Source organism: Aerococcus sp. UBA6277 (assembly GCF_002440555.1).
GTDB lineage: Bacteria > Bacillota > Bacilli > Lactobacillales > Aerococcaceae > Aerococcus.
Window position 1 is genome coordinate 18,168 of the sequence record NZ_DJUR01000035.1, and the last position, 21,554, is coordinate 39,721.

The 21,554-nt window shown below is 41.2% G+C and carries 19 protein-coding genes; all 19 read left to right on the forward strand.

What is annotated here, in order from left to right; genetic code table 11:
- The first annotated feature begins 7 nt into the window (after window positions 1–7).
- The 19 genes from B2V22_RS05820 (at window position 8) to B2V22_RS05910 (ending at window position 21,486) form a co-directional block, all read left to right on the forward strand.
- Window positions 8–685, forward strand: coding sequence for a phosphoribosylaminoimidazolesuccinocarboxamide synthase (locus tag B2V22_RS05820; protein ID WP_290491028.1), 678 nt, complete (start codon window positions 8–10; stop codon window positions 683–685).
- A 13-nt stretch (window positions 686–698) separates the two neighbouring features.
- Window positions 699–4,361 (forward strand): phosphoribosylformylglycinamidine synthase, encoded by a 3,663-nt coding sequence (locus B2V22_RS05825; RefSeq protein ID WP_290491029.1) that lies wholly within the window; start codon window positions 699–701, stop codon window positions 4,359–4,361.
- Window positions 4,362–4,370: 9 nt separating this feature from the next.
- Window positions 4,371–4,850, forward strand: a complete 480-nt coding sequence (gene purE / locus B2V22_RS05830; RefSeq protein WP_111857263.1) for a 5-(carboxyamino)imidazole ribonucleotide mutase — start codon at window positions 4,371–4,373, stop codon at window positions 4,848–4,850.
- A gap of 11 nt (window positions 4,851–4,861) precedes the next feature.
- The gene (locus B2V22_RS05835) at window positions 4,862–6,112 is read left to right on the forward strand and encodes an amidophosphoribosyltransferase (RefSeq protein ID WP_290491030.1); all 1,251 of its coding nucleotides are present in this window, start codon (window positions 4,862–4,864) and stop codon (window positions 6,110–6,112) included.
- Between the two features lie 30 nt (window positions 6,113–6,142).
- The gene (purM, locus tag B2V22_RS05840; protein ID WP_290491032.1) at window positions 6,143–7,168 is read left to right on the forward strand and encodes a phosphoribosylformylglycinamidine cyclo-ligase; all 1,026 of its coding nucleotides are present in this window, start codon (window positions 6,143–6,145) and stop codon (window positions 7,166–7,168) included.
- Window positions 7,165–7,728, forward strand: coding sequence for a phosphoribosylglycinamide formyltransferase (gene purN, locus B2V22_RS05845; RefSeq protein ID WP_290491033.1), 564 nt, complete (start codon window positions 7,165–7,167; stop codon window positions 7,726–7,728). Before purM ends, purN begins: the two co-directional genes overlap by 4 nt.
- 52 nt (window positions 7,729–7,780) lie before the next feature.
- On the forward strand, window positions 7,781–9,301 hold the full coding sequence (purH, locus tag B2V22_RS05850; protein ID WP_290491035.1) for a bifunctional phosphoribosylaminoimidazolecarboxamide formyltransferase/IMP cyclohydrolase: 1,521 nt from the start codon (window positions 7,781–7,783) through the stop codon (window positions 9,299–9,301).
- 30 nt (window positions 9,302–9,331) lie between these two features.
- Complete coding sequence (gene purD, locus B2V22_RS05855) at window positions 9,332–10,576, forward strand: phosphoribosylamine--glycine ligase (protein ID WP_290491036.1); 1,245 nt, start codon at window positions 9,332–9,334, stop codon at window positions 10,574–10,576.
- Window positions 10,577–10,835: 259 nt separating this feature from the next.
- Window positions 10,836–11,285, forward strand: a complete 450-nt coding sequence (locus B2V22_RS05860) for a MarR family winged helix-turn-helix transcriptional regulator (protein WP_270370198.1) — start codon at window positions 10,836–10,838, stop codon at window positions 11,283–11,285.
- A 28-nt stretch (window positions 11,286–11,313) separates the two neighbouring features.
- A complete protein-coding gene (locus B2V22_RS05865; RefSeq protein WP_290491038.1) occupies window positions 11,314–13,089 on the forward strand; it encodes an ABC transporter ATP-binding protein in 1,776 nt (591 codons plus the stop codon).
- On the forward strand, window positions 13,082–14,845 hold the full coding sequence (locus B2V22_RS05870; RefSeq protein ID WP_290491040.1) for an ABC transporter ATP-binding protein: 1,764 nt from the start codon (window positions 13,082–13,084) through the stop codon (window positions 14,843–14,845). The genes B2V22_RS05865 and B2V22_RS05870 overlap by 8 nt, the downstream gene beginning before the upstream one ends.
- Before the next feature lie 544 nt (window positions 14,846–15,389).
- Window positions 15,390–15,710 carry a thioredoxin gene (trxA, locus tag B2V22_RS05875; protein ID WP_290491042.1) on the forward strand — a complete coding sequence of 107 codons (321 nt, stop codon included), beginning with the start codon at window positions 15,390–15,392 and terminating at the stop codon, window positions 15,708–15,710.
- 22 nt (window positions 15,711–15,732) lie between these two features.
- A complete protein-coding gene (locus B2V22_RS05880) occupies window positions 15,733–16,038 on the forward strand; it encodes a rhodanese-like domain-containing protein (protein ID WP_290491044.1) in 306 nt (101 codons plus the stop codon).
- Window positions 16,038–17,690 carry an FAD-dependent oxidoreductase gene (locus B2V22_RS05885; protein WP_290491046.1) on the forward strand — a complete coding sequence of 551 codons (1,653 nt, stop codon included), beginning with the start codon at window positions 16,038–16,040 and terminating at the stop codon, window positions 17,688–17,690. Before B2V22_RS05880 ends, B2V22_RS05885 begins: the two co-directional genes overlap by 1 nt.
- The gene (locus B2V22_RS05890) at window positions 17,690–17,986 is read left to right on the forward strand and encodes a rhodanese-like domain-containing protein (protein ID WP_290491048.1); all 297 of its coding nucleotides are present in this window, start codon (window positions 17,690–17,692) and stop codon (window positions 17,984–17,986) included. Before B2V22_RS05885 ends, B2V22_RS05890 begins: the two co-directional genes overlap by 1 nt.
- On the forward strand, window positions 17,986–18,246 hold the full coding sequence (locus tag B2V22_RS05895; RefSeq protein WP_290491049.1) for a metal-sensitive transcriptional regulator: 261 nt from the start codon (window positions 17,986–17,988) through the stop codon (window positions 18,244–18,246). The genes B2V22_RS05890 and B2V22_RS05895 overlap by 1 nt, the downstream gene beginning before the upstream one ends.
- 711 nt (window positions 18,247–18,957) lie before the next feature.
- Entirely contained in the window at window positions 18,958–19,449 is a 492-nt protein-coding gene (locus B2V22_RS05900; protein WP_290491050.1) for an LURP-one-related/scramblase family protein, read from the forward strand.
- 212 nt (window positions 19,450–19,661) lie between these two features.
- The gene (locus B2V22_RS05905; RefSeq protein WP_290491051.1) at window positions 19,662–21,023 is read left to right on the forward strand and encodes a Y-family DNA polymerase; all 1,362 of its coding nucleotides are present in this window, start codon (window positions 19,662–19,664) and stop codon (window positions 21,021–21,023) included.
- Window positions 21,016–21,486 (forward strand): hypothetical protein, encoded by a 471-nt coding sequence (locus tag B2V22_RS05910; RefSeq protein WP_290491053.1) that lies wholly within the window; start codon window positions 21,016–21,018, stop codon window positions 21,484–21,486. The genes B2V22_RS05905 and B2V22_RS05910 overlap by 8 nt, the downstream gene beginning before the upstream one ends.
- Window positions 21,487–21,554 lie beyond the last annotated feature (68 nt).

Here is a 21,554-nt window from a genome sequence, read left to right on the forward strand (position 1 = left end):
TTTAGCAATGCTTATTTATTCAGGTAAGACAAAAAACTTATTCCAAGATGATAACGGCCAATATTATTTCCAATTTAAAGACGATGTTACGGGTAAAGATGGGGTATTTGACCCAGGTGAAAACCAAGTAGGGGCGACGATTGAAGGGTCAGGCCACTCGAATGTTGTGCTTTCAACGTACTTTTTTGAATTATTTAAAGAAAAGAATATTCCAACCCATTATATTTCTTCAAACACTGAAGAAAATACTATGCAGATTGAAAAAGCATCCGTATTTGGTGAAGGGTTAGAAGTGATTTGTCGTTTTAAAGCTGTTGGTAGCTTTATCAGACGCTACGGCGCTTACATTGAATCAGGTACACCACTTGATGCTTATGTAGAGTTCACTTTAAAAGATGATGACCGCCAAGATCCATTGATCACCCAAGATGCTTTAGAACAATTAAATATTTTAAAAGCTGGCGAATACGACCAATTGAAAAAATTAACCCAAGATATCTCCCTAGTGATCAAAGAAGCATTAGCCGAAAAAGGCCTAGAACTTTATGACATCAAATTAGAATTTGGGCGCTTAGACAATTCTGATGACATTGTCTTAATCGATGAAGTTGCAGGTGGAAACATGCGTGTCTATAAAGGTGATGAATACATCGAACCTTTAGCGCTAGTGCATTACTTTGAATAATTGGAGGCCAAAAATGCAAGTCATTACAAAAAATAACGCCCAATTCGATGTTGAAGGTCAAAAATATACTAAAGAGGCCTTAGAATTTTTAAATTTTGCTGCGGATACTGAAATTGCTTTCTACAATCTTTACCAATTTGAGGGGGCTTCTGAAGCCACCCTTGAAGCGGTTCAAAAAGCCTTATTCGATACTGAGAAACTAACTTTTATCGAAGAGATCCCGACCGCTGACTACACCTTCCGCTACCGCCAAGTGACTGGTCAATACAATGAACATGAGCAAATGATGACGGAAATGATCCAACATGTGCTTGGCTTTGAAGAAGTCAAAGTTTTCCATTCTAAAGTCGTGACCTTAAACAATGTCACGGCAGACCAAGGGCAAATTTTTGAAAATTATTTCATCAATCCGGTTGAAAATACCGTCATTGCCATGGATGAACCCCCATTTGAAATTTACCCTTCATCTACTGAAGAACTTGAGGAAGTTATTGGGTTCACTGAAATGTCTGAAGCTGATTTAGTTAACCTAGCTCAAAAATTCTCCATGGATTTAGACGACTTGCTATTTTGCCAAGAATATTTTAAATCTGAAAACCGTAATCCCAATTTAACTGAGTTGAAAGTTATTGATACATACTGGTCAGACCATTGTCGTCACACCACTTTCAACACCCAAATCGATATCGTGACCATTGATGCCGGTCGCTACGAGCCTTTATTCAAGGCAGCTTTAAATGATTATTTAGAGAAAAGGGCACAACTTGGCCGATCTGAACGTCCTATCACCTTGATGGACCTAGGAACAATTCAAAGCCGTTACTTACGGGAAAATGGCATCCTTGACAATGTTGAGATTTCACCCGAGGTCAACGCTTGTGCTTTAGAAATTAAAGTAGACGTTGATGGCACTGAAGAAGATTGGATCCTTTACTTTAAAAATGAAACCCATAACCATCCGACAGAGATTGAACCATTTGGTGGTGCGTCTACTTGTGTTGGTGGTGGAGTTCGTGATCCATTATCTGGTAGAAGTTGGGTATACCAAGGGATGCGTATTTCGGGTGCTAAAAACCCGAATCTTCCGCTTGATGTCACTCATCCTGAAAAATTATCGCAAAGAACCATCGCGAAACGTGCCTTAGAAGGTAATAGCGATTACGCCAACCAAATCGGTTTAACGGGTGGTTACGCTGAAGAAATTTACCATCCTGGTTATGAAGCTAAACGTTTGGAAACAGGGGCTTTAATCTCAGCGGCACCAAAAGAAAATATCATTCGCGAAGAACCTGTTGAAACTGACAAAATCATCTTATTAGGTGGTCGGACTGGTCGTGACGGTTTGGGTGCAGCCGTTGGGTCATCACAAATTCAAACCGAACAATCCCTTGAAAATGCAGGTGCTGAAGTGCAAAAAGGGGCAGCAGCCATTGAAAGAAAAATTACCCGTTTATTTAGACGCGGTGAAGCAACACGTTTAATCAAACGTTGTAACGACTTTGGTGCTGGTGGGATTTCTGTTGCTGTTGGTGAGCTTGCAGACGGATTGGATATTCAACTAGATGCTGTACCGGTGAAATATCCTGGTATGCATGGTGGTGAAATTGCCCTTTCTGAATCGCAAGAACGTATGGCTGTTGTGGTTGCTGAGAAAGACATTGAAGCCTTTTTACAATACTGCGAAGAGGAAGATGTTGAGTCGACGATTATTGCTGAAGTGACTGATAATAACCGGATGCAAATGACTTGGTCTGGTAAGCAAATTATTGATTTATCAAGAGCCTTTTTAGATTCAAACGGGGCGGCTAAACACGCGAATGCAACCTTACTACAACCAAAAACCCTTTTCCAAAATGATGTGAAAGCAGGGACAGTCTGGGATGAAGCGTCATTAAAAGCTTATATGTCAACCTTAAATAGAGCGAGCCAAAAGGCAATGGCGGAACAGTTTGACGGTTCGATTGGTCGTGCGTCTGTACTCTTCCCATTCGGTGGGAAATACCGGGCAACGCCTGAATTAGGTATGGTCTCAAAATTACCAGTTACTGGCGGTAAAACAACCACAACATCTGGAATGGCTTACGGATTTGACCCTTACTTATCAGAACAATCACCATTCCACGGGGCTTTCTACTCAGTGATTGAATCAGTTAGCCGCATGGTGGCCTTAGGATTTGACTATAAAGATTTACGCCTATCCTTCCAAGAATTCTTTGAAAACTTACAAAATGATCCAGAACGCTGGGGTAAACCTGTTTTATCTCTATTAGGGGCCAACTTAGCTATGTCTGGACTTGATTTAGCGAGTGTCGGTGGGAAGGATTCTATGTCAGGAACCTTTGATGATATCGACGTACCGCCAACTTTATTGTCATTCGCGGTTGCGCAAGGCCATGTGGACCAAGTGGTTTCTCGTGCCTTCAAGCAAGTGGGTTCAACAGTTGTCTTAGTGGAAAACCCATTAAACCGTGACTGGACCATCGATTTAGACCAAGAAAAAGCCATCTATGAGACTATCCATCAATTGGCTAAAGGGGACGCTTTATTAGCTGCTTCGACTGTTGGTTTTAACGGAATGTTGAAAGATTTAATCGAAATGTCTTACGGAAATGGGATTTCTGTCGCTATTTCAGAGGACTTCACTAACCGCTTGGCTGAACCAATGATGGGGACTTTCCTTTTAGAATTAGACGGCGATCCTAAAGCATTACTTGGGGATATTCGTTACCAAGTTGTTGGCCAAACGCAAGCGGATACGATTCAAATTGCGGGTCAAGACTACCCTGTTAAGGCGATTAAAAATGCTTCAAATGAAGTTTTCGCTTCTGTATTTGATCAGATTGAAAATGCTGACCGCCAAACACCTAAAATTGTTGCAGGCAATAGCTTTGCTTGCCCTAATGGTGCCCTTGGCAATACAGTAACCCCTGTTAAAGCCTTGATTCCAGTTTTATACGGAACCAATGGTGAATATGACTTACAATTTGCCCTTGAAGAAGCTGGATTTGACTGCCAAGTGATGGTCATCGCTGACTCATCAAATGCCAAATTCGAGCAATCAATTCAAACGTTAATTGAAAACTTAAAAGAAACACAATTACTGGCTTTACCAAATGGGTCAATCTTTGGCAACCAAACGGATGAACAAGGTCGCGCTTGGGAATTGATCCTTAATAGACCGGATGTCAGCCAAGTCATTGACGATCATTTAAAAGCCGACCGCTTGATTATCGGGTCTGGATCTGCTTTTTCAGCCTTAATCCGCACTGGTTTAATTGAATTTGGCCAAGTGACTGGTCATTCAGCAATTCACGTTTTACCAAATAAAAACGGTAAGTTCGTGTCTGATTTAACGACTGGTCGTGTCATTTCTGAGAAGTCAGCCTTTACCACTGGTCGGGCCGACAAAACCTATACAGCGCCGCTTGCTACAGCATTTGGTCGTGTGGTATTAGGGGAAGCAGCAGAAAAAATCAAAGCCAATGGTCAAGTGATTGCTGCTTTTGATACTTATTTTGCAGAAGAAAATATTGACGGCTTAGCTAGTCCAAACGGTTTAGTCTTTGGGACCATCTCTTCATTTGAAAGAAATGGCCAAGACCTCTACCAAAACGTGCCAAGTCAAGGTGAAAATCCATTCTTAACTGAAGCTTTTGCGTATTTAAACGCCAAATAGGAGGAAAATATGTTCGTTAGAATTATTATGGGTAGTTCAAGTGATGTTGAAATCGCCCGCAAAGTAACTAGTAACTTAAGTAAATTTGAAATTCCTTACCAAGTATCTGTGATTTCTGCCCACCGTGCCTTAGATGATCTACAAGCATTAGTTGGGCAAAATGATGCTGATCTTTACATCGGTATTGCGGGTAAAGCGGCACATTTACCAGGGGTGATTGCGGGCATGACTGTTAAACCAGTAATCGGTGTACCGGTTAAATCATCTACCTTGTCAGGTTTAGATGCCTTATTATCAATCGTTCAAATGCCAAAAGGTGTCCCAGTTGCGACTGTGGCCCTTGATGGTGGAGAAAACGCGGCTGTTTTAGCCGTACAAATATTAGCCGTAGCAGACCAAGCTTTAACAGAAAAATTAAACGACTATAAAAAAGAGTTAAGTGCTGGCGTTCGCGATATGAACAACGAAGCAGCGATTCAAGCGTTGTAGTAGGTGGCTAAATGAGTGGTATTTTAGGCGTTTACTCTTTCAATAATATTGAAGCATTTCCACATTTATATTACGGTCTCTATGCCTTGCAACACCGGGGGCAAGCGGCCGTTGGTATTGGGACCATTACGCCAGATGGTGACAGTCAATTAATCCGTGAAAAAGGGTTAATCAGTGATCATTTTGGTGACGGTTTGATTGAACATATGCCGGGGAATAAGGGGATTGGTTTTGTCCAATACCCCTTTGAAAACCGGGAAAGTGAGCCTATGCCTTTTTACCATGAGGGGGCTTTAATGGCGATTGATGGGGAAATTGAAAATGAAGATTTCACTTACCAGGCTTGTATTGAAGTGCTTGGGCAAGATGTTGAAACAATTAAAGCTTATTTTGAAGCTTTAATCGGGAAATTTACCTTGATTTATATGAATAATGACCGGTTTATCGCCTATAAACATTTGGACGGGATTAAACCTTTAGCCATTGGGAAGATGGACGATACCATCATTGCGAGTTCGGAAACGGCAGCTATTGACTCAATCGCTGGGCACGTGATTCGTGAAATCCAACCGGGTGAATTGTTTATTCAAACAAAATCACAATGCATTTCTCATTACCTATCGGCCAACATGGCAGCAACTGAAAACCTGGATGCCTTCGAGTTTATTTATACGGCGCGTCCAGATTCTATTCTAGACGGGATTTCTGTCTATGATGCGCGTTATCGTTTAGGGGAAACCTTGTGGCAAGAAGACCAATTGCACAAAGGAATTGTGATTGGGGCACCGGAATCGGGTGTGATTTCGTCTATGGGTTACGCTAAGGCGTCAGGATTACCTTATGAGCAAGGATTTGTCCGTAACCGCTATATTGGCCGGACCTTTATCCAGTCATCGCAAACCATTCGCGAACGAAATATTGAAATCAAATTGACCCCAATTAAAAGTATTGTGGCCAACCGTGAAGTCATTTTAATCGATGATTCTATTGTGCGAGGTTCAACTATCAAACGGACGGTCAACACCTTAAAAGAAGCAGGGGCAAGTAAGATTCATGTCCGCATTGCCGCGCCACCAGTTGTGAAAGGTGAATCGATGACGGTGGATATTCCAGACAAGCACAAACTTGTCGCTTACAACCGGACGATTGAGGAAGTGAGAGACCTGATTGGCTGTGACAGCTTGAAATATATTTCTTTAGATGGCTTTCATCGTGCCATCGGGCGCAATAAACTATATGAACCTTATTTTACCGAAGAATAAGCGACAGATAGAAGATAATAGGAGATCAAAATGGGATTAGATTATAAGTCTGCTGGGGTCAACAAAGAAGCCGGCTACCAGCAGGTGCAATTAATTAAAGACATGATGAAAGCCACTTATACAGATCAGGTGATGACTGAAACGGGTGGCTTTTCAGGTATGGTTGAACTGGGTGCGTCAGATATGAAGGCGCCCGTTCTTGTTTCAGGGACTGACGGCGTGGGAACCAAACTAATGGTGGCCCAAGAAGTTGGTGTCCATGACACCGTTGGGATTGACCTTGTTGCGATGTGTGTCAATGATATTATCTGCCAAGGTGCCAAGCCCTTATTTTTCCTGGACTATATTGCGACAGGTAAATTAGTTCCCGGGAAAATGGCCAGCATCGTCCAAGGGGTAGCCGATGGTTGTAAACAAGCTGGTGCTGCGTTAATCGGTGGGGAAACTGCTGAAATGCCAGGTATGTACGGCGAAGACGACTATGATTTAGCTGGATTTGCTGTTGGTCTTGTCGATAAAGAAAAAATCATTTCAGGAAATGACATCAAAGCAGGCGATACCGCGATTGCCTTACCATCTTCAGGCGTCCATTCTAATGGATTTTCTTTGGTTAGAGCAATATTAGAAAAAAATAAGATTGATTTTAATGATCAATATCGAGTTACTAATAAGACGGTGGGCGAAGTTTTACTGACACCCACAAAAATCTACGCTAAAGATGTGCTGGCTTTAATCGATGCCGTGACTGTTAAAGGCCTGGCCCATATTACAGGCGGTGGTTTATTTGAAAACGTACCGCGTACTTTACCCGAAGGCCTTGGTTTAACGGTTAACCGTGACCAAATCCCGACGCTAGATATTTTTGACTATTTACAAGATCTAGGCCAGGTGGCAGAGGATGAAATGTTTGGGACCTTTAACATGGGTGTCGGCATGGTCATTTTCCTAGACCCAGCGGATGTTGACACAGCCTTACAAGTTTTAGCAGCTAATGATAGCGGCGCCTTTAAACTAGGTCAGGTGACGACGCAAACTGATGGAGTAACTTTTGTATGATCAAAATTGGCGTTTTAATTTCTGGCGGTGGGACCAATCTGCAGGCCATTATAGATGCTTGTCGGTTAGGCGACTTACCAGCTGAAGTGTCAGTAGTTATTTCAAATAAGGCGGATGCTTATGGACTAGAACGGGCCAAAAAGGCTGGGATTGACCAATTGTATAGCAATGATGATGAGCAGATTTTAGCGACCTTGCAGACCTATGACGTGGATATCGTGGTCTTAGCGGGCTACTTGAAATTGATTGCTAAAGACCTGGTACAAGCTTTTGAAGGGCGGATGTTGAATATTCATCCGTCACTTATTCCGGCTTTTTCAGGTAAGGGGTATTACGGGTTAAAGGTCCATCAAGCAGCCATTGATCGCGGGGTTAAAGTGACGGGGGCGACCGTTCATTTAGTGGATGAAAACTTTGATGAGGGGAAAATCTTGATTCAAGAAGTGGTTGATGTTTGGCCAACAGAAACTGCACAAACCTTGCAGGCACGCGTTTTAGCAGTAGAACACAAGATATTGATCACAGCGATTGCTGAGGTCATTAGCGGTCTAGACGGCTAGGTTTAGCGATTAAGCGAAGAAAAAAATATTACGGAGACATAAGGAGACAAAAATGAAAAGAGCTTTAATTTCTGTTTACGATAAGACTGGTATTGTTGAATTTGCGACCAAATTAGACCAATTAGGTTGGGAAATCATCACAACAGGTGGGACAAAATCTTTATTAGAAGAGGCTGGCATCAAGGTGATTTCTGTTGAAGAAGTGACCAATTCACCTGAGATTTTACAGGGGCGTGTGAAGACTTTACATCCACATATTCATGGTGGCATTTTATTCAACCGTGACATTCCTGAACATCAAGAAACAGTTGACGAGTTAGGGATTCATACCATCGATATGGTGATTAACAGCTTATATCCATTTGAAGAAACCGTGAAAAATGCGGCTTCATCTAAGGCAGAAATTATTGAAAAAATCGATGTCGGTGGGCCTTCAATGATCCGTGCAGCAGCTAAAAACTATAAAGACGTCTTAATTGTTACAGACGCAGCGGATTATGATTTAGTTGCTGACGCTTTGGAAAATGACAATAATACCCTTGAATTACGGGAAAATCTAGCGGCAAAAGCCTTCAGATTAACGGCTTTCTATGATGCCATGATCGCTGAATACTTTACTGGACTAGCTGATGAAAAATTCCCAGAATTATTGACGAAAGCCTTCCGTTATAAGGAAGAATTGCGTTACGGTGAAAACCCTCACCAAGCGGCTGTTTACTATGAAAGTCCACTTGAAGAAGACTTTGACCTCGAACAATTACATGGGAAACAAATTTCTTACAACAACTACAATGATATGCGGGCCAATATGGACCTTGTCCAAGAGTTTGACGAGCCAGTTTGTGTGGCAGTCAAACATGCCAATCCTTGTGGGGTAGCAGTTGCTGATACACCGGCAGACGCCTACAGAAAAGCATTTGCTGGGGACCCAGTGTCTATTTTCGGTGGGATTATTGGTTTTAACCGTACTGTGGATGCTGAAACGGCTGAAGAATTGTCGAAAATTTTCCTAGAAATTATTGTGGCGCCTGACTTTACGGAAGAAGCTTTTGCCATTTTGGCTAAAAAGAAAAACCTACGTTTAGTGAAATCAACGAAATTAGGTGAATTCAAGGGTAAAGGGACGACTTATAAGGAAACAGTGGGCGGCTTGTTAATCCAAGATAAAGATTTACCAATCTACGCTGAAACAGGTCTTGAACTTAAAACAGACCGTCAAGTAACGGACAAAGAGTTAGAAGATATGGACTTCGCATGGAAAGTGGCTAAACACTGTGCGTCAAACGCTATGGTCATTGCAAAAGACAAACAAACCTACGCTTTAGGTCACGGGGAAGTACGTCGCGTGTGGGCGCTTGAAGATGCCTTACAACGGTCTGAATTCCCATTAGAAGGGGCAGTTGTCGCTTCAGACGGATTCTTCTTCCCAGATACCATCGACAGTTTACATGAATATGGCATTAAAGCCATCGTCCAACCAGGTGGTTCTGTCCAAGATGAGAAAGTGATTCAAGCAGCTAAAGCTTACGATATTTCAGTTGTGTTTACTGGCATGCGTCATTTCAAACATTAATGACGAGCTGTTCATTCCTAAGGAGAAATCATGAAAATTTTAATTATTGGTGCTGGTGGTAGAGAACATGCCATTGCTTGGAAACTGTCCCAGTCCAACCGACCAGTTGATATTTTTCTAGCACCCGGAAATGCAGGTACTGAAGGTGATTATACCAATATCCCAATCGATGTGATGGATTTTGATGGCTTACTTCATTTTGCCTTAACTGAGGCCATCGACCTTGTCATTGTAGGCCCAGAAGATCCACTGTGTGCCGGCATTGTTGACCTTTTCCAAGAGGTTGGCATTGCTGTTTTTGGCCCTGACAAAATGAGCGCCCAACTGGAAGCAAGCAAGGATTTGACCAAGCAATTTTTGAATAAATATCAAATTCCAACTGCCAATTCTTTCACCACAGGCGACTATGATCAAGCCAAGGCCTATATCAACCAAGCTGACCTGCCAATCGTCATAAAAGCGGACGGTTTATGCAAGGGCAAAGGGGTTGTGATTTGCCACAGTCTTGAAGAGGCAGAGGCCACTTTAAAAGACATGTTGCTTGATCAAAGTTTCGGTGATTCCGCTAGCCAATTGGTTATTGAAGACTATTTAGACGGCAATGAGCAGTCACTTTTATGTTTCGTGTCCAATAACCAATTGGTCCCCATGGATACGGCCCAAGATTATAAGAAAGCATTTGATGGCGATTTAGGGCCTAATACGGGTGGCGTGGGTGTTTACAGTTCGCCAGAGACGGCAGATCCGGCATTGAAAGCACAAATCAAAGCCATTTTGGGGCAAATTGAACGTGGGTTAATCGCTGAAAAATTCTCTTTTTATGGCATTTTATTTATCGGCTTTATGATTCAAGATGGCCAAGCGAAAGTCTTGGAATTTAATGTCCGGTTTGGGGATCCTGAGACGGAAGTCCTTTTACCAAGACTTGAAAATGATTTGCTGACGGTATTTGAAAAGACCCTTGCTGGCACTTTAAAACCCAGTGATTTAACCTGGTCTAAACAAGCTGCAGTCGGCGTGGTTTTATATTCTAAAGGCTATCCTGGTGCTTACGACAACCATGTTGCGATTGAAACCTTACCTGAAGACGCCTTGATTTTCCATAACGGGACGACAACAGATGAAGCAGGGCAATTAATTACAAACGGTGGTCGTGTCCTCACGCCAGTTGCCTTAGCAGATGATATTCAAAGCGCCCGCCAGGAAGTCTACAAGATTGTGGGCCAGATTCACGGCGAATCACTGACTTACCGGACCGATATTGCCAAGTTATAAAGGTAAATACTTTTTCCAAAGCTAGTATGCGACAGCTATTCCAATGGGGTGGTCGAGTATACTAGTTTTTTATTGGCAAAATGGCTAAGTTATGGGGAAAACGCTATCAGAAAATAAAAAACGTTTTCATGGAAAAACCCATATTTTTATGGTCCTAATCCGTTGACATTGGTGAATTCCTAAGTAAAATAGTTAGTATGCGAACTATAAGGTTCGGGTGCGAACTAATCAAAAACAGACATGCAAGGAAGGTGAAGAAGTGATACATGAGGATCGTCCATTATATATAGGTGGTCTGCTACGGGAGTTAACAATTGCAGTCCATCGAAATATTGGTGTAGAACTTAGTGAGCACGAATTGGGAGATATGAAGGGTCCACAATCGATGGCATTGGGTTATCTAATCCATGCGTCAGCACAAGATGAAATCTATGTGAAAGACCTGGAAAAATATATGAAGATTCGTAAATCTACTGCGTCTGAATTGGTCAGCCGATTAGAGAAGAATGGGTACGTGAAGACGGAGAAATCGCAAAAAGATGGTCGTTTAAAAAGGCTAATTGTTACAGAGGAAGGACATGAAGCCCATGACCGGATTCTCCAATATTTACAAGAGATAGATGACAGACTAGTTGAAGGTCTCTCAAAAGAAGAGGTCGATACTTTGGTCAACTTGTTAAATAGACTAATTCAGAACATGCTGCCTTAAAAAGGTGAGTATTAGGAGGTAATGAAAGGTGCTAAAACTATTAGCGAAAGCAAATAAAAAGGAAAAATTTTTCGCTTTACTAAGTGTGCTGCTGATTATGCTGCAAGTTTACTTAGAGCTAGAAATCCCTGACTACATGTCAGAAATTACAGAATTACTACAAATGCCAGATACCGTGACAGCGGATATCTTAGAGCCTGGTTTAATCATGGTTGGTTTATCACTAGCATCTTTTGTCTCTGCTATATTGGTAGGACTTTTTGCTGCACGTATTGCCGCAAGTTTAACTGCCCGTATTCGTGGGGAAGTGTTTGATAAAGTCATGAGCTATTCAGCTAATGAAATCAACCAATTTTCAGTGCCAAGTTTAGTGACGCGTTCTACCAATGACTTGACCCAAATCCAAATGTTGATTGCTTTAGGACTACAAGTCGTTTTGCGGGGACCAATCATGTCCATTTGGGCGATTGCGAAAATTTCCGGTCAAAACTGGCAATGGTCAATGACAACTGCTGTCGCTGTGGGTGTTTTATTAGTGATGATTGGATTTATCATGTACTTCGCTGTCCCTCGTTTCAGCAAAATCCAAACCCTGACCGATAGTCTAAATGCCGTGACTCGTGAAAACTTAACTGGTTTACGCGTTATTAGAGCTTACAATGCAGAAAATTATCAAAATAAAAAATTCGCTAAAGCCAACGATGATTTAACCAATACCCAACTCTTCGTTAACCGTGTAATGGGGATCATGCAACCCGGTATGACCCTCGTATCAAGTGGTTTAACCCTAGTAGTTTACTGGTCAGGTGCTTACTTAATCGCCGATGCAGCACAAGGGACAGTGCAAATTAACCTATTTTCAGACATGGTTGTCTTCTCATCTTACGCCATGCAAGTTATCATCGGATTCCTGTTAATGGTCATGATTTTCATGATTTTACCGCGTGCCATTGTTTCGGCAAAACGGATCAACGAAGTGCTTGATCTAGCACCATCCATTGAATTTAAAGAAGATGCCATTCAAACAAGTGAGCAAGGATCTGTCGAATTCAAAAACGTGACTTTTAAATACGGTGACGATGCCAAACCAGCCCTTAAAGACATTAATTTCAAAATCAACAAGGGTGAAACCTTAGCCATTATCGGTTCAACTGGTTCAGGTAAATCGACTTTAATCCAAATGATTCCACGTTTATACGACGTATCTGAAGGACAAGTACTTGTCGATGGGCAAAATGTCAAAAACTTTGACCACGCTGGCTTGAATAATATTGTCGGCTACATGCCACAAAAACCAGTTCTATTTTCAGGCACAATTCGTTCAAATATGAACCTTGGTGAAAGTAACGAACACCTTGAACATGAGTCCTTATCAGACGATGAAATTTGGGCTGCCTTAGACACTGCACAAGCAAGAGACTTTGTTGAAGGAGAACCTGACCAATTAGATACCCATGTTGCCCAAGGTGGTAACAACTTCTCCGGTGGTCAAAAGCAACGTTTAGGGATTGCCCGCGTACTTGCCCGTAAACCTGAGATTCTAATCTTTGATGATTCCTTCTCCGCTTTAGACTACCAAACAGATAAGACGTTGCGTGGCGTTTTAGCTGAACGCATGGCTGACACCACTAAAATCATTGTAGCCCAACGTATTTCAACTATTATGGATGCGGACGAGATTTTAGTACTAGATAGAGGCGAGATTGTTGGCCGCGGTAAACACCAAGAATTATTGGCGGACAACAAGGTATATCAAGAAATTGCTTATTCACAATTATCAGAGGAGGAATTAGCAAATGACTAAAAAGAAAAATGCAAATCAACCTTCATTGATGGCGAATATTTTGACATATGCGCGTGAATATAAATGGCCGTTCGTTGCAGCGGTTGTCCTAGCCATGATTGGTTCTATGGCTTCAATTATCGGTCCCGACCGGTTAGGAGATATGACCGATAAAATTACGGAAGGCTTGATGTCACCAAATGGGATTGACCTAGAGCGTATTTCACAAATTGCCATGACTTTAGTGGTGATCTATGTCCTTGGGGCTGTCTTCACTTATATTCAAACTTTCGTGATGGCAACAATTATTCAAAACTTTTCAAAAAAATTACGGAAGAATGTATCCGATAAAATTGACCGTTTGACTTTACGCTATTTTGATAGTCATAGTCACGGGGATACCTTAAGTCGGGTAACCAACGACTTGGACTTGGTGGGACAATCGCTTAATCAAACCATGCCGTCATTTATCCCATCAGTGACTTTACTGCTTGGTACCCTAGTGATGATGTTCTACAACAATGCAATTCTAACCCTAGTAGCCTTGGCTTCCGTGGTTATTGGTTTTGTAGGGATCGTCTTGATTCTAGGCCGTTCTCAAGGTTACTTCGTTTCACAACAAAGAAACCTAGCCAATGTAAACAGTATTGCTGAAGAGTCATACACAGGTCAAAGTGTTTTAACAACTATTAACGCCCGTAACCAAATGACTGAAACATTCAATGAAGCGAACGCAGCTTTATATGACAGTGTTTGGCATGCCCAATTCTTGTCAGGTATCATGCAACCACTGATGCAATTCATCGGGAACTTTGGTTATGTAGCCGTTTCTGTTGTCGGGTCAATTATGGCCTTAAATGGTGATATTACCTTCGGGGTCGTTGTGTCATTCATGGTTTATGTCCGCATGTTCACTCAACCACTAGGCCAATTATCACAATCATTCGCCTCATTTCAATCTGCGTCAGCAGCCTTAAATCGTGTATTTGAGTTCCTAAATGAAGAGGAAATGGTCGAAGATACAAACCTATTGAGTGAATTGCCGGATGTCCATGGTGACGTGACTTTTGAACACGTACACTTCGGCTATGAAGCAGATCATCCAATTATCAAAGACTTCTCAGTAGCTGCTAAATCAGGTCAGAAGATTGCTATCGTTGGACCTACCGGAGCTGGGAAAACGACAATCGTCAACTTGCTGATGAAATTCTATCCAATCGACTCAGGTGAAATTTACATTGATGGAACACCAACCAGTGAAATCTCACGTGCAGCTGTCCACGACCAATTCTCAATGGTGTTACAAGATACTTGGTTATTTGAAGGGACTATTCGCGAGAACTTAATCTTTAACCAAGACCACATTACCGATGAAATGGTTGAATCAGCAGCCGCTGCAGTAGGTATTGACCACTTTATCAATACATTACCGAAAGGCTACGACACTGTATTAGATGATTCTGTAACCTTATCCGTAGGGCAAAAACAATTGTTTACCATTGCACGTGCCTTATTGAAAGATGCACCTTTATTGATTCTAGATGAAGCGACATCTTCAGTTGATACCCGTACAGAAGTATTATTACAAGAAGCCATGGACAAGTTGATGGAAGGTAGAACATCATTCGTGATTGCCCACCGTTTATCCACTATCCGTAATGCTGATATTATCTTAGTTATGGATAAAGGGAACATTATTGAACAAGGAAACCACGAGGCTTTAATGGCTGAAGGTGGCTTCTATGCAGACCTTTATAACAGTCAATTTGCCAAATAGATGTAACCATAAAATAAAAATAAGAGAACAGGTTGTTAAAATGCCTGTTCTCTTATTTTTTTACTTTTGGCGCACTTCCTTTTCATAGTTCCCCATCACAAGATTCGCTTAAATGACCTATTATATTCAAGCCTATTTAACACTGTTTGGTATTGCGATATCTAGGAAACAAATAAAATATCAAAAATTGTTATTGGCTGTGTGCATTATTTAGTAAGAAAAAACTTTACAAAAAATACCTGCAGGGGTATAATTCGTATACGTAGGGGGGTATATGGATAAACAGTATACTTTTACCAATTATTGAAGATGATCAAAAAAGGGATTTTACCGTGGCTTCCGCCGAGTGGTCGCAAGCATCCCACCTGCGCCGATTACGGTGTTTAAGGCGTTGGAAAACACGGCGCAACAAAAGGGTCTCTGATGCAAGATGGAGGTATCTTACGGTGACGTCCATTTGTTAAAGGTGGATATGATCCAGGGCCAAGTACATTTTCAGTGAAAAGAAATCATAAACCAAAGATAAATAGAGAGGAACAATCAAATGACAGTAAAAGTGACTGATAGCACTTTAGCATCCGAAGTACAAGACGCGATTACATTAGTCGATTTTTGGGCGCCTTGGTGTGGACCATGTAAAATGCTAGGACCAGTATTAGAAGAATTAGCAGCAGAGTTTGCACCTAAAATTAAAATTGCAAAGTTGAATATTGACGAAAATAAGGTAACAGCTAGTCAACTGGGTATCATGAGCATTCCGACTATGGTTTTATATAAAAATGGTCAACCGGTTGAAAAAATAGTTGGCTATCAACCAAAAGAAGTACTGAAAGCGTATTTAACGGAAAGAGTAACCATGAAATAATCATCTATTGAGGAGAAAAAATATGTTTTTTAAAAAATTACCTACGATTTCAACCACTGAATTGGAAAAGAAATTAGCCGATAAACCGCAAATTATTGACGTGAGAGAACCACATGAATTTAAAAATGGTCATATTCCAGGAGCAAAAAATATACCATTGTCTAAAGTTGCTAACTACACGCCTAAAGGTCAAGCTTATGTAGTGTGTCAATCGGGGATGCGTAGTAAACGAGCAACGAAAATGTTATTGAAACAAGGACATGATGTTATCAATGTCCGTGGTGGCATGATGGCTTGGACAGGCGCAACAAAAGGAGGTAAAAATTAATGAAAATTGTCATTATAGGTGGTGTAGCAGGCGGAATGTCTGCCGCTACAAGGTTAAGACGGTTGAATGAAACAGCAGAAATTATCGTATTAGAAAAAGGGCCTTATGTGTCATTTGCGAATTGTGGTTTGCCTTATTATGTCGCTGGAGAAATCGATGAACGTACGGATTTGTTAGTTCAAACGCCAGAAACTTTGCAAGCAAGATTCGATTTAGATGTACGACCAAATAGTGAAGCTATTTCTATCGATTCCAATAATAAAGAAGTGGTCGTGCAAACTGATCAAGAAACATACACGTTGGGGTATGATAAATTAATCTTATCCCCAGGTGCAAAACCATTCATTCCTCAAGCAAAGGGATTAGAAGAAGCAGAGAATATTTTTACCTTACGTTCCGTTCCCGATGTCGATGCGATTGCCAACTTTATCAATGTACACAACGCTAAAAAAGCAGTGGTCATAGGTGCTGGATTTATCGGGCTAGAAATGGCAGAAAGTTTAGCCCATCGAGGAATTGCAGTTACTATTGTTGAGAAAGCACCACATGTACTACCACCTTTTGATGAAGAAATGGCTGCTTATATAACGAAAGAATTGATAGCTAATGGTATAAAATTGTATACTGGATTGGCTGCTGAATCATTTGAAGAAAAAGGTAAAATCGTAGTATTAGAAAATGGAGAACGCTTGGAGAGTGACGTCACTTTAATGTCTGTCGGTGTAAAACCGGAAACAACGGTAGCTTTAACAGCCGGTGTCGAAACAGGTTTGCGCGGTGGGATAGTCGTTGATGATCAATATGAAACTAGTCAAAAAGATATTTACGCTGTGGGAGATGCGGTTGTCGTTAAACAGCAAATCAACGGAGAAGACACGATGATAGCTTTGGCTTCGCCAGCTAACCGTCAAGGCCGTCAAGTGGCTGATGTCATTAGCGGATTAGACCGTAAAAATAAAGGTAGTATAGGGACAGCGATTGTACGAGTGTTCAAATTGGCAGCAGCGTCGACCGGTTTGAATGAACGCCAATTGCAACAAGCGGATGAGGCGTACGAAGTGATTCACATTCAAGGGAAAAGTCATGCTGGCTATTATCCTAATGCAAAAAACATTCTATTAAAGTTATTGTTTCATCCGACCACAGGTAAAATTTATGGTGCTCAAGCCATCGGAGAAGATGGAGTAGATAAACGGATTGATATCATTGCCACAGCTATTAAAGCAGGAATGACGGTGCAAGATTTGCCGGAATTAGAGTTCACTTACGCCCCTCCATTTGGTTCTGCTAAAGATCCTGTTAATATGGCTGGGTATGCAGCTTTAAATCTTATGGAAGGCATTAGTGAGTCTATTCAATGGTATGAATTAGAAGACAAGCAAGCAGAAGGCTATTTACTGTTGGATGTTCGAAATGAAGGTGAACTGAAATCCAACGGTCGCTTAAAAGGAGCAGTCAATATTCCTTTAGATAGTTTGCGAGACCGCATGGCGGAGTTGCCCAAAGATCAACCGATTATTGTCAGCTGTCACAGTGGACTGCGTAGCTATGCAGCAGAAAGAATATTGAAACAAAATGGCTACCAAGCCAAAAATTTAGACGGCGCATTTGCTCTTTACTCAACTGTAAAACCAGAAAAGGTGGTAAAATAATGTATCATTCAATATCAATGTCAGAATTTGAACAAAAATGGAAAGAAAATAATCTTCCTTTAGTAGACGTTAGAGAAATCGATGAATGGGAAAATGGTCACTTGGACGGCGCAATCCATGTTCCTTTAAGTAATCTTTCAGCTGAAAAAAATAAATTGGATAAAAACCAAGAATATTATGTAATGTGTCACTCTGGAGCGCGTTCTTCAATGGCTTGTCAACAATTATCACAAGAAGGATACAAAGTGATAAATGTAATGGGCGGAATTTCTGCTTGGAATGGAGAAATTGTTTAATGGAATACGATAAAAAAATTGTGAACCGTTTGAAACGTTCTGACGGTCAATTGCATGGCGTTTTGAATATGATGGAAGAAGGAAAAGATTGCGTAGATATTGTGACTCAATTATCAGCGGTTCGCTCTAGTATCGATCGTACGATTAGTTTAGTTGTTGCTGAAAATTTAGTAGAATGTGTGCAAGAAAATATTAAAGAAGGCAGCACAGGTGAAGAGAGTATTCAACAAGCAATTGAATTACTAATGAAGAGTCGCTAGTCATGTGTTATGGCTTATGCTACATCAACGTATAACAATATTTTAATGAATATAGGCGTAGCGTATTGGAAATAAAAAATAAGAGAACAGGTTGTTAAGATGCCTGTTCTCTTATTTTTTTACTTATAGAGCAATCAATGACGTGGATCAGCCTTTGGCGGCGTCAAAGGTAGAACGGAACTACTATAGGATGGTGTAGGATTTTATGGAGGGTAAAATTGACTTGCCCCCCTATATCACCCATGTGAAAATGGCTTAGCCTTGTAAATGTTGATGATGGCATAACGATAAACACCTCCCTAGCATTTTAGGGAGGTGTTTTTGAATAGAATCTCTACAGAGGGTGCTTTAACAAACACTAAACCAATCTTAATCGGCTTATTATTTATTTTATAGGTGTCATATCGCAAGACTTATAATCAATAAGTATAGGCCGATAAGGAGTGAGGATAGGGTCAAGAAACCATGAACGATTTTTGTCGATTGAAATTCTTTGGGGTATTTAAATAAGAAGATATACCCGTTAACGAAACCGGCGACAACGAGCAAGATAGCGAAAATGGTTAAATACATAATAACTCCTTTATGATGATGGATTCTTTTTCAATTATACCCTAGATTTCGGACTTTGGTATGAGGGTTACGGTGTGAATTTCCGCTAGTATAAAGGTATAATTAACTATAGGTTAATAAGAGGAAGGTTGATAAACCATGAAATTATACATGAAAAACCAATTACTATCGCTGAAACGTGACTTTAATTTGAAGAATGAAGATGGTGAACCTGTTTATAAAATCAAGAATAAATGGCTGTCAATTGGCCAACAATTTCGCATTATTGACCTGGCGCAAGATAAAGAAGTGGCGCAAGTGAAAGAGCAAATCATTGATTTGATGCCAACGGTCGATGTGTATGATGAAAATAATGACAAGGTAGCTGAAATTCGCAAGAAGATTTCTTTATTTAGAGATAACTACAAGGTCACGTCATTGGATTGGAATGTGAAGGGGAATATCCTTGATTTTGATTTCCGTATTACGGATGAAAATGGCGACCGGATTGCCCGCATCGACCGCAAGTTGATTTCAATTCGCGATACTTTTGTGATTGATATCGAAGACCATGTGCCGGCTGATGTGGTGCCGATTATTTTAGGTGTGGTAATGGCGATTGACTTAGTAGTTGAGCGCGAAGAAGAGTAAGACGAAGAAGATAAAAAAGGAAGACTAAAATTGTATTTAAATAGTTAACTGAGGAGGCTGCGACCGTACGGATCGTGGTCTTTTTATTTTTGTTTCAACATTTCCTTTGAAATCACTTGTATTTACCGAACGTACGTTCTATTATTGACAGGAACATACGTTCGATTTTTGAAGGGCGTAAATATAAATGTCTAAGCGAAGGAGGGCTAAAGATGTTTGCGAATAATGTAATGTTTGACTATTCAAAGGAACCTAGTCGCGATATTTTGTGTATTGATTGTAAGTCATTTTATGCCTCAGTGGAGGCAGTAGAACGCGGTTTAGACCCATTAACGACCAAATTAGTTGTCATGTCTTACTATGATGAGGCTGGCGGTCAGAGTAGGGGTTCGGGGCTTATTTTGGCTAGTTCACCAGCCGCTAAGAAAGCCTTTAATATTTCCAACGTAACCCGGGCCCGTGACTTACCTTATCCCTATCCAGATGACTTGGTGATCGCCCAACCGCGCATGCGGTTTTATATGGAGAAGAACCAAGAAATCAATCGGATCTATAAAAGCTACGTGGACGAAGCCAACCATCACGTGTTTTCAGTGGACGAAAGTTTCCTAGATGTGACGGATTCATTCAAACTATTTAAGGTTAGTAGTGCCTACGAAATGGCCCAGAAAATTCAAAAGGATGTCTATGACCAGACCGGTATTTATACAACGATTGGTATTGGCGATAACCCGTTTCTAGCTAAAGTAGCCCTAGATATTGGCGCGAAAAAGGAGGGCGACATGATTGCTGAATGGCGGTATGAGGATGTGCCGGATACCCTTTGGCAGATTGCTGATTTAACAGAAGTCTGCGGTATTGGCCACCGAATGGCCCGCCGGCTAAAGGGAATGGGTATTAATAATGTCTACGACCTCGCCCATTCTTCTTATTACGTATTAAAAGATAAATTAGGGGTCATGGGTGCCCAACTTTATGCCCATTCGTGGGGCGTGGACCGGTCTTTTCTCGGCACCCCTTATACCACAAAGGACAAGTCCATTGGCAACAGTCAAGTGCTACCAAGAGACTACACCGATAAGGATGAAATTGCTGTCGTCGTCAAGGAAATGGCTGACCAAATTGGTACCCGTTTAAGACGAGCTGGCGCGCAAACCCAAGTCGTCGGTCTTGGCTTAGGCTATTCTATGGGCTACTTTGATACAAGTGGTAAAAGGGGTATTCATAAGCAAGTCAAGGTAACACCGACCAATCAAAGTAAGGTGATTGCTGAAGTGGCCTTGTACCTGCTGTCCTTACTCTATGATGATCAAGTAATTCGGCATATTTCTTTATATAGCGGCAACCTTGTTTACCATCAAGCAATTCAATTAAATTTATTTGAAAGTGAAAATAATCAAGTAGCGGACATGAAAACAGATGTGATTGTAGATACCATCCGTAAGAAATACGGTTTTAAGAGTTTGGTCTATGCCTCGTCTCTTAAAGCTGGCGGTCGGGCAATTGACCGGTCTAGTTTGGTCGGCGGACATGCTGGTGGTATGGCGGGTATCGAAGGTGAGGCGCATGGCTAAGCGGCTTGAACCTTGGGAACTCCCGAACGCTACAAGACGGGCCCAACTGTCTTGGTTGAAAAAGCAACGACACCCAAGGACCCGTAAATACTTTACGCCTTATAACGAATACGAAGACCGGACCTTTGGTATGAAGTGGGCTACTGCTTATGCCATGGATGAATTGGTCAAAGGCATTCAATCCAATCATAAGGATGCAGCTAAGGCATCTATCCCACTGCCAGAGATGACGAGGGAAGAGGTTGACCAAGTCTTGCAGGAAGCTTGGTTAAACCACTATCCTGTTTCTATTCAATTGTCTTTGAAAGATCATTTAGGCCGCTACCTTGATCGTATCTTTGGTTGGTTTAATGGGGAGAGTAATTATTTCTATTTTTTAATCGGTAGTCAGAAGATTTTGTGGGATGATGTGCGTCATATTGAATTGGTCAAAGAAAGTAAGTGGTCACATATTGACCTTTAGTTTGATGTTTATAGTTAAGTTTTAATATAATACTGATATATCAAGGATTCTGATGGTTAAAAAAGTCA

Excerpts from the sequence above, each read along its gene's own strand:
- B2V22_RS05820 (WP_290491028.1), top strand. The coding sequence starts at position 8 with ATGCTTATTTATTCAGGTAAGACAAAAAACTTATTCCAAGATGATAAC.
- B2V22_RS05825 (WP_290491029.1), top strand. The coding sequence starts at position 699 with ATGCAAGTCATTACAAAAAATAACGCCCAATTCGATGTTGAAGGTCAA.
- purE (WP_111857263.1), top strand. The coding sequence starts at position 4,371 with ATGTTCGTTAGAATTATTATGGGTAGTTCAAGTGATGTTGAAATCGCC.
- B2V22_RS05835 (WP_290491030.1), top strand. The coding sequence starts at position 4,862 with ATGAGTGGTATTTTAGGCGTTTACTCTTTCAATAATATTGAAGCATTT.
- purM (WP_290491032.1), top strand. The coding sequence starts at position 6,143 with ATGGGATTAGATTATAAGTCTGCTGGGGTCAACAAAGAAGCCGGCTAC.
- purN (WP_290491033.1), top strand. The coding sequence starts at position 7,165 with ATGATCAAAATTGGCGTTTTAATTTCTGGCGGTGGGACCAATCTGCAG.
- purH (WP_290491035.1), top strand. The coding sequence starts at position 7,781 with ATGAAAAGAGCTTTAATTTCTGTTTACGATAAGACTGGTATTGTTGAA.
- purD (WP_290491036.1), top strand. The coding sequence starts at position 9,332 with ATGAAAATTTTAATTATTGGTGCTGGTGGTAGAGAACATGCCATTGCT.
- B2V22_RS05870 (WP_290491040.1), top strand. The coding sequence starts at position 13,082 with ATGACTAAAAAGAAAAATGCAAATCAACCTTCATTGATGGCGAATATT.
- trxA (WP_290491042.1), top strand. The coding sequence starts at position 15,390 with ATGACAGTAAAAGTGACTGATAGCACTTTAGCATCCGAAGTACAAGAC.
- B2V22_RS05880 (WP_290491044.1), top strand. The coding sequence starts at position 15,733 with ATGTTTTTTAAAAAATTACCTACGATTTCAACCACTGAATTGGAAAAG.
- B2V22_RS05885 (WP_290491046.1), top strand. The coding sequence starts at position 16,038 with ATGAAAATTGTCATTATAGGTGGTGTAGCAGGCGGAATGTCTGCCGCT.
- B2V22_RS05890 (WP_290491048.1), top strand. The coding sequence starts at position 17,690 with ATGTATCATTCAATATCAATGTCAGAATTTGAACAAAAATGGAAAGAA.
- B2V22_RS05895 (WP_290491049.1), top strand. The coding sequence starts at position 17,986 with ATGGAATACGATAAAAAAATTGTGAACCGTTTGAAACGTTCTGACGGT.
- B2V22_RS05900 (WP_290491050.1), top strand. The coding sequence starts at position 18,958 with ATGAAATTATACATGAAAAACCAATTACTATCGCTGAAACGTGACTTT.
- B2V22_RS05905 (WP_290491051.1), top strand. The coding sequence starts at position 19,662 with ATGTTTGCGAATAATGTAATGTTTGACTATTCAAAGGAACCTAGTCGC.
- B2V22_RS05910 (WP_290491053.1), top strand. The coding sequence starts at position 21,016 with ATGGCTAAGCGGCTTGAACCTTGGGAACTCCCGAACGCTACAAGACGG.